The following is a 14178-nucleotide window of genomic DNA, read 5'->3' as shown; positions in this document are numbered from 1 at the left end:
GTTAATAAATAATGTATAACAAATAATATGATTCCAAAACAACTCACTCTCTCCAACTTTCTCAGCTATCAACAAGCAACCCTTGATTTTACTGGACTTCATACTGCTTGTATTTGTGGTGCCAATGGTGCTGGGAAATCATCACTTTTAGAAGCAATTACTTGGACATTATGGGGAAAAACTCGCACTGCTTCTGATGAAGATGTGATTAATACGAATGGTCAAGAAGTACAAGTAGATTTTCGGTTTCAATGTAATGGCGAAACTTATCGCGTAATAAGGAAACGGCGACGAGGACAAAGTGCGGGTTTAGAATTACAGGTGCAACAAGAAAATGGTCAGTTTTATTCCTTGACAGCTAAAGGAGTAAAAGCTACTCAACAGAAAATTAATGATTTACTAAAATTAGATTACGATACTTTTATCAATTCTGCTTATTTACGTCAAGGACGTGCTGATGAGTTTATGATGCGTTCTCCTAGCGAACGGAAAAAAGTTTTAGCAGAACTCTTAAAATTAGATCAATATCAAACGCTATCTGAACAAGCAAGGGATACGGCTAAAACCTTTAAAGGAAAAGTAGAACAGTTAGAACAAAATTTAACACTGACTGAGGAAAAAATTGCAGAAGAAAAAACAACCCAGACAGAATTAGACAAAATTAATCAAGACTATCAAGCGTTACAGGAAACTCAAGCCTCTGATCAATCTCAGCTTCAGCATCTCAAAACTTTAGACTCCCAACGACAAAGCAAGCAAGAACAACTCGACTGGTATCAACAACAAGAAGAAATTATTACTAAAGACTGTCGTGATCTTCAAGAAAAGCAAACACAGCTTCAGCAAACTCTTTCTCAGTTAAGTGAACTATTAAACCAAGAAGAAACTATTAATAAAGCCTATCAAACTTATTTACAACTACAAGAAGAAGAAGCGAGTCTTTCTAAGAAATTTCAAACTTATCAAGATTTACAACAGCAACGTCAACAAGTTAAAGAAGATCAGCAAGCAGTTACTAATCAGTTAAAGTTAGATGTTCAACGTTTAGAAACCGAATTAGAAAACTTAGCAAGCCAAGAGCAATCTTATCAAAAAACGCTACAAAAAGAAGAAGAGATTAAGGAAGCCCTCAGTCAACTCCAAGCGGCGCGGAAACGATTGCAAGAACTGGATAAGTTACAAGAAGAAGTGTCTCCCCTCATGCAGCGCCGTCAAACCTTGCAATTAGAAATTGAACGGGAATCGTCTCGCAAACAAGCCCGTTTAGAACAATTAGAAGCAAATCGAGAGGAATTAAGAGAAAAACTAGCTCAAGTTCCTGCGATGAAACAAGAGTATCAGGAGATTGAGGAAAGATTAGCGGAATTAAATAAAAAACAGAATTATTCTCAACGGATTCAAGAGAAAAAACAAGAGAAACAGGCAACTAAGGAAAGATTACAAGAAAGTGAAAAAACATATCAAAAACAGCTTGATGAATTGCTTAAAAAATTAGAACTGCTTAAAAATGAGGAAGCAGTTTGTCCGTTGTGTGAAACCCCTTTAGATGACGATCATAAAAAACGGGTTACTGATAAAATTAATCATGAACATCAGTCAATTGCAAGGGAAAAGGAAACAATTTGGGAAGATTTAGCGAAATCTCAGCGAGAGTTAGAAAAGTATCATCAAGAGTACGAGGAAATTACCCAAGAATTAGCCGTTCATGATCAGTTAGTGGCAAGACAAGCCCAAGTAGAGTCACAGCTAGATAGCACTTGTGATATTCATGAAGAAATCTCAAATTTAAATCAAGAAATTAAAGCAATTCAAGAGAGTTTAGAACAGCAAAATTATGCTCAACAATGGCAAGCGGAATTACAAACTATAGAACAGCGACTTAATGAGATCAATTATGATGAAAAAAGTCATGCTGTAGCAAGAGGAGAGGTGGAACGCTTACGGTATGCTGAACGGAAAGGGGAACAGTTAGAAGAGGCAAAAAAGGAGTTAGCTAAAATTGGAAAACGCAAACCAGAGTTAGAAAGTAATCTGGAGGCTAAAAAACAAGAAATTGCTAAAAAAGAATCGGAATTAAGTGAAAATTTAAACCAAATTGATGCAGAAATAGAAGAATTAGGCTATGCGCGATCGCGCCATAATGAAATACTCAATTCTTTAAGAGAATCCCAAAATAGCCAAATCCAATATCAAGAATTGCAACGAGCAAAAGCTGACTATCCTCAACGAGAACAAGAACTCAATGAAACTCAAAAACGTCTTGAAAAACGACAAAAAGAAAAACAAGACTATCAGCAACAAAAAGAAACTTTACGCCAAGAAATGGCAAATATTCAAGATGTTCGTGATCAAATTAAACAATTAGAAACTAAAACTCAGCAACAACGCCAAAAACTTGATTCCTATCTTTCCAAAAAAGGGAAGCTAGAGGAAAAACTAAGCTATCTCCAAGACTTAAAAAGCAAATATGAAGCCTCAAAAGAGCAATTACAAACTCTCAAACGCAAACATACGATTTATAACGAACTTTCCCAAGCCTTTGGAAAAAATGGCATTCAAGCCCTGATGATTGAAAACATCTTACCGCAACTAGAAGCGCAAACCAATTACATCTTAAGTCGTCTGACGGGGAATCAACTTCATGTGCAGTTTTTAACTCAAAAAGCAAGTAAAGGGCGATCTAAGAAGCAAACTAAATTAATTGATACCCTTGATATTATTATTGCTGATACTCAAGGAACAAGGGCTTATGAAACTTATTCAGGGGGTGAGGGATTTCGGATTAATTTTGCCATTCGGTTAGCTTTAGCGAAACTATTAGCCCAACGCGCTGGAACTGCCTTACAATTACTAATTATAGATGAAGGATTTGGGACACAAGATAGCGAAGGATGTGAACGTTTAATTGCCGCTATTAACGCGATCGCGCCTGATTTTTGTTGTATTCTAGCAGTTACCCATATGCCTCAATTTAAAGAAGCCTTCCAACACCGCATTGAAGTTACTAAAACTATGGAAGGATCACAGCTTACCTTAACCTCTTAAACTAGCGAGGGCTTGAGCTACATTGTCATTGCGTGAGCTTAGTCACAATTTATCAACTCCAATATGAAATTAACTTAGTTCGGTAACAATTTGGTCTTGTAATAATATCTGCTGGGTGAGCAAATCTTCGACAGTAATTTTTAAAGATCGCTGTTGGTCAACCCAAAATTTAATTTTAACGCGATCGCGCCCTGGGCTTCCTGGAGGATTTAAATTAGCAATAGTTTTTGCATCTTCATTTAAAGGAATGACATTAGTTTCTTCATCTTCTATTGTTTTTGTCACCAAACGATTACCATCAAAATAGACCTCTGTACGCCCTGTATTTTCTGACCCTAATTCTCCAATTACTAATTCAATACTAGGCTGATTATCCACAGAAGCGCCAAGGGTTAATTCGACAGGGGTTGTCATGGGATAGGGTTGTCCTGCTTTAATAATAGGATGCCAACTGTGTTTATTTTCTCGATAATTCCAATAGCGAACGCCGTAGCTGTGATAGAGAAAATCTTTTAATTCTAACCCTTGACTTAATTGTAAAGCTCCTGACGCGATCGCGCTGAAAGGACGATCACACTTAATTTTACTTTCCTCAAAATACCCTTGTAACCAGTTTTGCACTGCTGGAATTTGGACGCTTCCCCCTACTAATAAAACGGACTGAATTTCTGAAGCTTCAATCCCATTGCGTCGTCCTTGTTGCAAGACTTGAGTCATCAAATCATCGAGTTGTGCGAAAAATTGATGCTCTTGTAAAATCTCCTCTAACTGATCGCGCTTTAATTTTAACTCTAGGGTATCTAAAGTTGTCTCATCAAAATAGACTTCTTCGGCTTCCTCCTGCGAAGATAGCTGTACCTTTAACCGTTCTGCTAAACGTGTGGTTAATGCTGACTTTTCAATTCCTTGGGTTTTCACAAAATAATCAACTAACCAATCATCAATATCACTCCCTCCTAAATTTGCCCCTGCTTTCCCATAGACTCGCGCTGTTTTCACTTTCTGAGACGACTTTTCCCCTAATAACTTATCTCCCCATTTCAAAATAAAACCAAGAGGCTGTTTTCCTTCCTCTCCTAAGTTTAATTGCACTAGAGAAAAATCAACCGTTCCCCCACCAAAGTCAATCACAAGTAAAACCTGTTGCTGGGCGGTTCCATAGCCTAACGCTGCTGCTGTAGATTCATCTAGGAGACGAATTTGCTTTGCCTCTAGATTGCTACAAACTTGAGTTAACCAGTTGCGATAGGCTTCAAAACTATCAACGGGAACGGTTAACACCAATGATTCAATGTCCGTTTTTGCTTCCTGTTGCAGTTGTTGGGTTAACGCCCTTAAAAACCATTCTCCTGCTTGTTCAAACGTTACAGTTTTGCCGTCTAATTCTGGGAGAAAACCTTGTACCGGGGCAGCAATTCCTCTCTTAAAGCTACGAAAGAAACGGGGGTCTGACTTAACATCCAAAGCGCGATCGCGCACCGCTTGACCAACCACCACTTTCTGATCATTTGCCTCTTCCACATAGAGTAAACTAGGAATCAACGGCGGATTATTCGGTAACTGTTGAGAGATTCCCGAGAGAAGAACTACCTCTGCTTCTTCTGTGGTTGCATTCCAACGAGTAATTACAGTGTTACTCGTTCCAAAGTCGATCGCGTAGTTTGCACCTTCCGTCATCTTTCAAGCCGTTTTATAGTACCACTATGTCGGGTAGGTCAGAGACCTTGATATTACCCTTACAGAATAACATCTTGGTCTCTTTCCCCCCTAAGAACCGTACGTGCGACTTTCACCGCATACGGCTCAAGCAAACACAAGCTACCCGTGGTGAGTTGCTTTGTGGCATTCACGATGGAGTATCACCAAATTAGAGATTTTATCGCTACCGCCATCTTTTTTAGGAACACGATGATGAACATCGTAAGGCTCTCCATTGAATAGAGATTCACCGCAGTGAGGGCATTTGTAACCCTGTTTATTGGCTAACCTTTGATTCCTTTTATTTAATTTAGTCGCCTCAGAATGGTTTTTCTTCTTAAAGTGTTCTTGAACTACTGGGTCGGGGTTGTAAGGAGTATAATCGTATGGTACTGCTTTATGGTATTCTATATTGAACTCAGAGAATTGTATTAGATACATTCCATTCGTTTTACTACCAAAGTACCATTTGCTGTCAGGTCGATTAAGGTTAAATCTCCCGTAGTAGCGTTCTTTTTTCCAGTATTTAGGCTTGGTGGGGTGCTGTCTGTTAATAAAGCAACATTCCCTTCTGAAAATATAATTATCCAGTTCTTGGAATACTTTGGAGCTACTAACCTTGTTCCAGTAATTAGCCTTACCCCTGATTATGGGGTTTAGTTTTTGTATTATCCATTCTGTAGGTTTGCCTTTTGCCTGTAGCCAAATCTCTCTGAGTTGTTGTCTTGTCTCCTTAACTTTATCAGCACTAGGGGTGATAAGGGTAATATATTCACTATCCTTTTGCTTATCAGGATACCTGTGGACATGAAACCCTAAGTAATCGAATCCATCATTGAGGTGACAGATTTTTGTCTTTTCTTCAGAGAGATGGAGTCCTCGCTCGGATAAGAATGCGTTGGCTTCCTCTTTGGCTGATTTTGCGTCTTCCTCTGATTCACATAGGATTATGAAGTCATCTGCAAATCTGATAACAGCTCGTTTTGAGCGAGCAAGGGTGGCGTATATACCGCTCTTTGTATTACCCTTCCGAACCATCCATTTAACACCTAGTGCGTTTTCCAAACCGTGTAAGCTGATATTGGCTAACAGAGGGCTGATGACTCCGCCTTGGGGTGTTCCCTCATCGGTAGGATGAAAGTTTCCTTTCTCAACGTATCCTGCCTTGAGCCATGAATTGATTAACTTCCTTGCAGGGAAGTTGCCTATGACTCCCATTAGGTGCTGGTGGTCGATATTATCAAAGCATCCCTTAATGTCAGCATCTACTATCCACTGTTTCTTAGGGGGTAAACCCTGTGGGCTTTGTTTGGTTAGGTCTTTTACCCGTGCAAGTGCATCGTGTGGACTCCTTCCAGGTCTGAAACCGTATGAAGACGGTTCAAACTTAGCCTCCCAGTGAGGTTCGAGAGCAGACTTTACAACCGCTTGTCGAATGCGGTCGGTCACGATAGGGATACCTAGAGGACGCTTTTTGCCATTCGGTTTAGGTATCTGAATCCGTCGGGTGGGTGACGCAATGGTGTCATTTAGAACCTGTAACTCACAGACAAGTTCCCACCGTTCTTTCGGACTCAGGGCAATTCGACCGTCGATTCCTGCTGTGCGTTTGCCTTGATTCTCTTGAGTGCATCGCCTTATGGCTAACACCAGATTGGAGAAAGACTTGAGCAACAGCTTCTGTAAACTACGAACCTTTTTCAGGTTGCCTTCACGGGTAGCTCTGAATATCCGTCGCCTCAGATTCCGAACCACACGGTTAGCTTTGCGCCAGTCGAGACTGTGCCAGCATTCCGCATGATTTTCAAGAGTTACGTTTGTTGTAAACAACATCTAACTTTTCCTACAAGAATTTGGTCACTTCGCTTTGGAACTCAGAGAGTTCACCTGAACTTAAGTTAGCTCCCCTTTCGGGTGGGGAAAATTTTGAACCCCTATCCGTCGAGTTATACCCTGTCGGGCTTTCCTCTTGCCTTCAAGCTCTTGCTTAAGTGCCACCAAGTTATCGGTTGATTCCGAAATCGGGTTCTCAATGACTCCCTGCCCAGAGACGGCTAACGGCATTCGCTTCTTAAGTTATCCTCTTCCCCCAAGGGAATTAGGCTTTCCTTACGGTTGGCTTACTGGTCGAGACCAGACCCTTAAGGGCTTACCACGTTTCGCATTCGAGAGATACGCTCAGGTTAGGTGGTGTCCTATCCGCCGAGGGTGTTACGGTGTGCTAGTTAACTTAGTACACGGAAGTTAACCTTTGTTTTACTACTAGTGGGAGTAAAACCTGACCATCGCCCTTAACGACCAGCTACTTGCTCTCACTTTCACTGCTAACCCCCTGTTTCACTACCTGCTCGGCACTAGACCTTAACTTACAGGGACTCATATAACGACGGCTCATCGGACACTTAGCTCTCGCTCACCGTGCTGAACTTGTCCTAGCACTCACCTTTCTGGCAGGTCATAATCCAGCGAGTTGCATTTGACCTCCTGCTTTCCACTCAGCCGTTACTAGCTACGCAGTTGGAGGCGGACATACCCTTGCACACTAGGGTAGAGACTTTCTGAGGGTCTCACTCTCAAAATGCGACAGGGAAAATTACAAAGTAAGTAACCCTTTTTCGTGTCGCACCACTAGAGTATAAGCCTAACACAGCCTTTTTTCTAATCCCGTTTCAGGAAACCTAGGTGATAAAACAATTAAAAACGTCCCTTCTGAGGGAGAAAACTGCTATATTACTCCTTAAAGATGCATTTAATAAACAGATACTGATGACAACTCACTTTATTGAAGCAGAAATTGATCTCACTGAAACGCCGATCACCCTCCAGCAGGAAATTGAAAAAGAATTGGCCAAACGAGGGAAGCCCTTACGGTGGGCAATTACCAAGGTTGATTCCGATCAGAAAAAAGCGCAAGTAGAAGCCATCGTTACTCAACCGTAAATCGTGTCACAACGTCCATTTACAGTGGTTATGATGGTTCCCACTGGGATTGGTGCTAGCATTGGTGGGTATGCTGGGGATGCTTTACCTGTTGCTCGCGCGATCGCGCAGATCAGTGATCGCCTCATTACCCATCCCAATGTTCTCAATGGCGCACAATTATATTGGTCACTGCCTAATTTATATTACGTGGAAGGCTATGGCTTAGATCGCTTTGCCGCCAATCAGTGGGGATTACGCCCTGTGCATCAAAATCGAGTGGGGTTAATTTTTGATCAAGGGATCGAAGCCGATTTACAATTACGGCACAGGCAAGCAGCAGAAGCCGTTAAAACAACCCTTGGCGTGAATATCGGTGACTATGTGGTAACAGATAGCCCCTTAAATGTGCAACTACGAACCGCTAATTCTGGGGCTAGTTGGGGAACCATTGGACAGCCCGATAGTTTATTACGAGCAGCCGAAACTTTAATTGAGAAAGGAAACGTTAGCGCGATCGCGGTTATTGCCCGTTTTCCTGATGATCCTGAATCAGAAGCCCTAGCCAACTATCGACAAGGCAAAGGAGTTGATGCCCTGGCTGGCACTGAAGCCATTATTTCCCATCTCATTGTACGAGAATTTCAAATTCCTTGCGCCCATGCCCCGGCATTAAGTCCCCTTCCCCCTGATCCAAATCTTTCTCCTCGCGCTGCCGCCGAAGAATTAGGCTATACCTTTCTTCCCTGTGTATTAGTGGGATTATCTCGCGCCCCCCAATTTGTCAAATCTAACCTTTTATCTCCCTCTGATATCACCGCCAAAGATGTTGATGCTGTAGTCATTCCAGCGAACGCGGCTGGGGGAAGTGCCATTATTAATTTTAGTCAATTCTCCAGTTCAATTATCGCAGTGGAAGACAACCAAACTACAATGGAAGTAGCCCCTGAATCGCTTGGGATCAAATCCATTCGAGTAAATTCTTACTTAGAAGCGTTAGGGGTACTGGTGGCTCAACGTGGCGGGATTAATCCTGATGCGTTGCGTGTTTCTGTATCGTCTTTGTGTCGCTTAAATTAACCAATTATTATCGTGACTAATCCGAACAATTCTGAATTTGAGCCGTTAACCCGTCCCCAGGTCTTAACGATTATGGGGGTTACTGCGATTTTATTACTTTTAGTGGCTAAGGTTTGGCAATATCTGGGATCAGTTGCTTTGTTTCCCTTGAGCTTTACCCTAGAAGCTGTTTTAATTGGATTAGGTTTGGCTACAGGAATTATTTTAGCCAGTGGCTTAATTTATAGAATTTGGCCAGCGTATCGAGAAAGCGCACAGTATTACTTAAACTTAGTCTTAAAACCCTTAGCCCTTCCTGATAGTATTTGGCTCGGCTTATTACCGGGGTTAAGTGAAGAACTGTTATTTCGCGGTGTCATGATTCCAGCGTTAGGATCAGGGATTATAGCAGTTATTATTTCTAGTGTTTTGTTTGGTGTGCTTCATCTCGGTGGCGCACAACAATGGCCCTATGGAGTTTGGGCAACAAGCGTCGGATTTGTATTAGGAGCCGTTATGATTGCTACGGGGAATTTATTAATTCCGATTATTGCCCATATTATGACTAATTTTGTTTCTGGTTTACTCTGGAAACTTGAAAACCGTTAGCAGTGACCCAATAACAAATGACCAATAAACGTATTATTAAGAGTGAACAAGCTGCTGCCCCCGTTGGCCCCTACAATCAAGCAGTTGCTATGACTGGGGAATTAATTTTTGTGTCTGGACAAGTGGCGTTAGATGCAAAAACGGGTTCTCTAGTCGGCGAGGGAGATATTGTTGCCCAAACTAAACAGGTAATGAGCAATCTTGAGGCAATTTTAACCGCAGCTGGGGTCGATTGGAACCATGTTGTCAAAATGACCATTTACTTAACGGATTTAAGCAATTTCAGCACGGTTAATGAGGTTTATGGCTCTTATTTGGATCCTGAAACAGCCCCTGCTCGTGCTTGTGTGGAAGTGTCTCGGTTGCCGAAAGGGGCTTTAATTGAAATTGAATGTATGGCGATGGCTTAAGAATAGTTTATCTTGATGCGATGAGAAGACTCCCATTATACCGTCAGGTTAATGGGAGATGAATCGTCGCCCAAAAAAATAAAGTCCGACAGGACAACCTTAAATCTTTTGTGTTAGAATTAATTTAACCACAAAGTTCAGCATAAGATGTTTGTCTTAGAGTTTAAGGTCAAAGCCAAAAAAGCTCAAACTCAAGCCATTGACGAAGCAATTCGGACGACACAATTCATCCGAAATAAGTGCATTCGTTACTGGATGGACAATCAAGGCGTTAATAAATACGCTCTCAACAAACTCTGTAAACAATTGGCAGAGGAGTTTTCTTGGGCTAAAGAACTAAACTCTATGGCAAGACAGTCTGCTGCTGAACGAGCTTGGTCTTCAATTAGTCGGTTCTATGACAACTGTAAAAAAGGAATTAATGGAAAGAAAGGGTATCCTCAGTTCCAAAAAAACAACCGCAGTGTTGAATATAAAACATCTGGCTGGAAGCTCGACCTAAATACCCGAAAGCATATAACTTTCACTGACAAAAAAGGCATTGGTCGGGTGAAATTAGTTGGAACTAGAGACTTACACTTCTATCATCCTGATGAAATTAAACGAGTACGGTTACTTCGCAGGGCTGACGGTTACTATTGTCAATTCCTGATTAATACAGAGGTAAAAGAACAATTAGAACCCACCAAGAGAACCATAGGATTAGATGTTGGTTTAGAATCCTTCTATACTGACTCTGATGGTCATAAAGAACCTAATCCTCGTTTCTTTAGAGAGGGAGAACAGAAATTAAAACGGCTTCAACGCCGTCTTTCTAAGAAACAGAAAGGATCATCTAATCGCAGAAAAGCTAGACAGAAGTTAGGTAAAGCACATTTAAGAATAAGTAGGCAACGTAAAGAACACGCCTTGAGACTGGCGCGTTGCGTAGTGAAGTCTAACGACTTCATCGCCTATGAAAACTTAAAGGTGTCTAACATGGTTAAGAACCACTGTCTAGCTAAGTCAATCTCAGATGTTGGTTGGTATCAGTTCCGAGTGTGGTTAGAGTATTTTGCACAAAAGTTTGGGAAAGTAGCGGTGGCTGTTCCTCCTCACTACACTTCTCAAGAATGCTCTAATTGCGGTCGAATTGTGAAAAAGTCTCTATCAACTAGAACCCATGCTTGTCAGTGTGGGACTAAATTGGATAGAGATGAAAATGCCGCGATTAACATTCTGAGAGAAGGACTCCGTACAGTCGGGCGGACTGGAACGGCTGGCTTCGAGCCAGACTCAAAGCTTGTGGAGAGACCCGCTTCTACTTCAGTTGTTTCCGAACAATTGGGGCAAGCGGACTCGTCTGCTGGAAACCTAGTTTCTAGTAGTTAGAAGCAAGAATCTCCCACTATAATCTCTGATTTAGTGGGAGAGCGTCAATGATCAGGCTGATGGAGATTAAAAACTTGATGAATAACCCTTAAAGCAGTTTCTCCTTGAGATTTGGCAACCACACAGCTAATTTTAATTTCAGAGGTGGTGATCATTTGAATATTGATTTGTTGCTGGGCAAGTGCCTTAAACATGGTAGCTGCTACCCCAGGGGTTCCAACCATTCCCGCCCCGACTAAGCTAACTTTAGCAATGTCTTCTTCCACTAAAACATCTTGTGCGCCAATTTCAGGAAGGAGGCTTTCTAAGGTTTGTCGGGTAATTTCCGCGTCTATTTTAGAAACTGTAAAGGCAATATCACGACTAGGAACTTGATTAATCAAGCGCGATCGCTGTGATTGGATAATCATATCAACGCTGATTCCCTTTTGGGCAAGCTCTCCAAATACTTTGGCTGCTCTCCCAGGATAGTCGGGAACATGACGAATGGCAATTTGGGTCTGATTAGTATCAAGGGCAACACCTCGCACAGGGATATTTTTGATTTTCTCGGTGGGTTTTGGGGTGTGAGGGGCAACAGGAGAACTACTGAGGTCAAAGGCTTCACAGAGGGCATTAATCGCGCGCTCGCTGTCTTTTTTATCCACGACACAGCCAATCTTAACTTCAGAAGTGGAAATCATCCGAATATTGACCCCTGCTTCAGCTAAAGTGGTAAACATCTCCGCAGCAATCCCAGGACGACCAATCATTCCCGCCCCAGTAATCGCCACCGTTGCCATTTCTGTATTTGTCATCACTTCCACCGCATCAGATTTACCCAAAGCAGGCGCGATCGCGCTTGCCACTGCTTCTGCAGTGTTAATGACTTTTCTATCAACGGTAAAGGCAATATCATTGGTATTTCCCTCATGGATAGATTGAATAATTAAATCCACATCTACCGATTGACCGGCAATTTCTCCAAATAGTTTGCCAGCAACCCCCGGGGAGTCGGGAACTCTTAACAGTGCCACTTGTCCTTGAGATGTATCTAACTGTACACTATCAACTGCTTTTCCAATTTCTAGCCCTGTTAGAGAACGCGCTTTGGGTAAGGGAGAAATGACCTTAGTTCCAGGTTCGTTACTCCAACTTGATCGCACCACTAAGGTTACGCCATAATTCCGAGCAATTTCCACTGCCCGAGGATGTAACACTTTTGCCCCTAAACTAGCCAACTCCAGCATTTCATCACAAGTTACTTCACTCATGAGTTGGGCTTCGGGAACAATTCGCGGATCTGTGGTTAAAATACCTGGGACATCGGTATAAATCTCACAGTAATCTGCTTGTAACGCTGCTGCCAACGCCACCGCCGAGGTATCTGATCCTCCTCTACCTAAAGTCGTGATTTCTATGTCTTCACCATTGGTAATCCCCTGAAATCCAGCAACAACTACTACTTCTCCCTTTTGTAAATGTTTTTTAGCGCGATCGGGCTTAATTTCTAAAATGCGAGCGCGACTGTGAGACGTTTCGGTGACAATCCCCACTTGCGCTCCTGTTAAGGATAATGCTGGTTGTCCTAACTCTTGTAGCGCCATACTTAAAAGCGCGATCGAAACTTGCTCCCCTGTAGAAAGCAACATATCCATTTCCCGTCCACTGGGATTACTAGAGATGCTTTCGGCTAACCCCACTAATTGATCTGTGGTTTTTCCCATTGCTGACACAACAACGACTACTTGATGCCCAGCTTGCGCCGTCTCATAAACTCGTTGGGCCACCTTTTGGATTCTTTCTACTGAACCTACAGATGTACCGCCAAACTTCTGAACAACCAGAGCCATAATGTTATAATTTCCCCATCTCTGCGCGAATCATGTAACCTTTAAGGATAGCAAACTCGCCTCTGCATTTCCAATGTTTCAGGAATGATGTTATTTTAAATGGGCTTATTTTTAATATCGGGAAAAGATGACTAATCCAGATTCCAAGGCTTCCCATCCCCCGATCACCCTTGGGGTAAATATTGACCATATTGCCACAATTCGACAGGCAAGACGGACGACAGAACCTGATCCTGTTGCAGCAGCTGTCTTTGCTGAATTAGGTGGTGCTGATGGCATTACCGTTCATCTGCGAGAAGATCGCCGTCATATTCAAGATCGCGATGTACGGATTCTCAGAGAAACAGTACAAACCCACTTAAACTTAGAAATGGCTCCTACCGCAGAAATGATTGCCATTGCCCTAGAGATTAAGCCTGATTATGTGACCGTTGTTCCTGAAAAACGAGAGGAAGTGACCACAGAAGGAGGGTTAGACGTAGCAGGCGATTTCTCCAGAATGACCCAATTAGTGGAAAAACTACAAGGGGCTGGCATTCCTGTCAGTTGGTTTATTGATCCTGAAGAAACCCAAATCAAAGCCGCTGCTGAAACTGGGGCGCAGTTAATTGAGTTGCACACTGGGCGTTATGCTGAAGCTAAAACCGAAGCCACTCGCAAAGAAGAACTCGCTCATTTAACCCAAGCCAGCGATCGCGCTCTTTCTCTTGGCTTACGACTTAACGCCGGACACGGTTTAACCTATCAGAATGTTTACCCCATTGCTTGTATTCCAGGCATGGAAGAACTTAATATTGGTCATAGCATCATTAGTCGCGCTGTCTTAGTGGGATTAGAACGAGCCGTCCGCGAAATGAAAGATATTATCAGGAGTTAAACCATGCAAACCTACTACTACGTTTTAGCCAGTCAAAAATTTCTCTTAGAAGAAGAACCCTTCCAAGAAGTCTTAGAAGAACGATATCGCTACTATGAAGAACAGAACAAAGAAATTGACTTTTGGTTAGTGAAACAACCAGCATTCTTAGAAGCACCAGAGATGAAATCAGTTAAGGAGAAATGCCCTCAGCCCTCGGTTGCTGTAATTTCTACCGATGTTCATTTTATTAACTGGCTCAAGTTACGCTTAGAATATGTCTTAACAGGAAGTTTTGAAGCTCCCTCTGAGAGTATCAGCGATCCCCTAGCTTCACTTGAAGTCGAAAAAAGTGCCTAAGGGACAAACCTCCCTGTCT

General features: G+C 42.2%; 11 protein-coding genes. 8 read left to right on the top strand and 3 right to left on the bottom strand.

Annotated elements, in window-relative coordinates:
- The first annotated feature begins 27 nt into the window (after nt 1–27).
- A complete protein-coding gene (gene sbcC / locus FRE64_RS08965) occupies nt 28–3045 on the top strand; it encodes an exonuclease subunit SbcC (RefSeq protein WP_146295703.1) in 3018 nt (1005 codons plus the stop codon).
- A gap of 69 nt (nt 3046–3114) precedes the next feature.
- Here sbcC and FRE64_RS08960 read toward each other — a convergent pair whose 3' ends face one another.
- Nucleotides 3115–4722 carry an Hsp70 family protein gene (locus tag FRE64_RS08960; RefSeq protein ID WP_146295701.1) on the bottom strand — a complete coding sequence of 536 codons (1608 nt, stop codon included), beginning with the start codon at nt 4720–4722 and terminating at the stop codon, nt 3115–3117.
- Nucleotides 4723–4863: 141 nt separating this feature from the next.
- On the bottom strand, nt 4864–6576 hold the full coding sequence (gene ltrA / locus FRE64_RS08955; RefSeq protein WP_146295699.1) for a group II intron reverse transcriptase/maturase: 1713 nt from the start codon (nt 6574–6576) through the stop codon (nt 4864–4866).
- 933 nt (nt 6577–7509) lie between these two features.
- Between ltrA and FRE64_RS17480 the strand changes: the two genes are divergently transcribed.
- From FRE64_RS17480 to FRE64_RS08935, 5 genes are all read left to right on the top strand, one after another.
- Entirely contained in the window at nt 7510–7683 is a 174-nt protein-coding gene (locus FRE64_RS17480; RefSeq protein WP_186708748.1) for a hypothetical protein, read from the top strand.
- Between the two features lie 3 nt (nt 7684–7686).
- Nucleotides 7687–8742: a DUF3326 domain-containing protein gene (locus tag FRE64_RS08950; RefSeq protein WP_146295697.1), complete on the top strand. Its 1056-nt coding sequence runs from the start codon at nt 7687–7689 to the stop codon at nt 8740–8742.
- A gap of 12 nt (nt 8743–8754) precedes the next feature.
- A complete protein-coding gene (locus tag FRE64_RS08945) occupies nt 8755–9330 on the top strand; it encodes a CPBP family intramembrane glutamic endopeptidase (RefSeq protein ID WP_146295696.1) in 576 nt (191 codons plus the stop codon).
- A 17-nt stretch (nt 9331–9347) separates the two neighbouring features.
- Nucleotides 9348–9740, top strand: a complete 393-nt coding sequence (locus FRE64_RS08940) for a Rid family detoxifying hydrolase (protein WP_146295694.1) — start codon at nt 9348–9350, stop codon at nt 9738–9740.
- Between the two features lie 147 nt (nt 9741–9887).
- Nucleotides 9888–11111, top strand: coding sequence for an RNA-guided endonuclease InsQ/TnpB family protein (locus tag FRE64_RS08935; RefSeq protein ID WP_146294489.1), 1224 nt, complete (start codon nt 9888–9890; stop codon nt 11109–11111).
- Nucleotides 11112–11155: 44 nt separating this feature from the next.
- On the opposite strand, the gene FRE64_RS08930 is transcribed toward FRE64_RS08935, so the two are convergent.
- Entirely contained in the window at nt 11156–12943 is a 1788-nt protein-coding gene (locus FRE64_RS08930) for an aspartate kinase (RefSeq protein WP_146295692.1), read from the bottom strand.
- Nucleotides 12944–13070: 127 nt separating this feature from the next.
- Between FRE64_RS08930 and FRE64_RS08925 the strand changes: the two genes are divergently transcribed.
- On the top strand, nt 13071–13820 hold the full coding sequence (locus FRE64_RS08925) for a pyridoxine 5'-phosphate synthase (protein ID WP_146295690.1): 750 nt from the start codon (nt 13071–13073) through the stop codon (nt 13818–13820).
- Between the two features lie 3 nt (nt 13821–13823).
- A complete protein-coding gene (locus tag FRE64_RS08920; protein WP_146295688.1) occupies nt 13824–14159 on the top strand; it encodes an MgPME-cyclase complex family protein in 336 nt (111 codons plus the stop codon).
- Nucleotides 14160–14178: the final 19 nt, after the last annotated feature.

Origin of the sequence: Euhalothece natronophila Z-M001, assembly GCF_007904085.1 — a bacterium.
Taxonomy (GTDB): domain Bacteria; phylum Cyanobacteriota; class Cyanobacteriia; order Cyanobacteriales; family Rubidibacteraceae; genus Halothece; species Halothece natronophila.
The sequence above is the reverse complement of the archived record's forward strand: the minus strand, read 5'-3'. Positions and strand labels throughout refer to the sequence as shown.

Excerpts from the sequence above, each read along its gene's own strand:
- ltrA (WP_146295699.1), bottom strand. The coding sequence starts at position 6,576 with ATGTTGTTTACAACAAACGTAACTCTTGAAAATCATGCGGAATGCTGG.
- FRE64_RS08925 (WP_146295690.1), top strand. The coding sequence starts at position 13,071 with ATGACTAATCCAGATTCCAAGGCTTCCCATCCCCCGATCACCCTTGGG.
- FRE64_RS08940 (WP_146295694.1), top strand. The coding sequence starts at position 9,348 with ATGACCAATAAACGTATTATTAAGAGTGAACAAGCTGCTGCCCCCGTT.
- FRE64_RS08960 (WP_146295701.1), bottom strand. The coding sequence starts at position 4,722 with ATGACGGAAGGTGCAAACTACGCGATCGACTTTGGAACGAGTAACACT.
- FRE64_RS17480 (WP_186708748.1), top strand. The coding sequence starts at position 7,510 with ATGACAACTCACTTTATTGAAGCAGAAATTGATCTCACTGAAACGCCG.
- sbcC (WP_146295703.1), top strand. The coding sequence starts at position 28 with ATGATTCCAAAACAACTCACTCTCTCCAACTTTCTCAGCTATCAACAA.
- FRE64_RS08935 (WP_146294489.1), top strand. The coding sequence starts at position 9,888 with ATGTTTGTCTTAGAGTTTAAGGTCAAAGCCAAAAAAGCTCAAACTCAA.
- FRE64_RS08920 (WP_146295688.1), top strand. The coding sequence starts at position 13,824 with ATGCAAACCTACTACTACGTTTTAGCCAGTCAAAAATTTCTCTTAGAA.
- FRE64_RS08930 (WP_146295692.1), bottom strand. The coding sequence starts at position 12,943 with ATGGCTCTGGTTGTTCAGAAGTTTGGCGGTACATCTGTAGGTTCAGTA.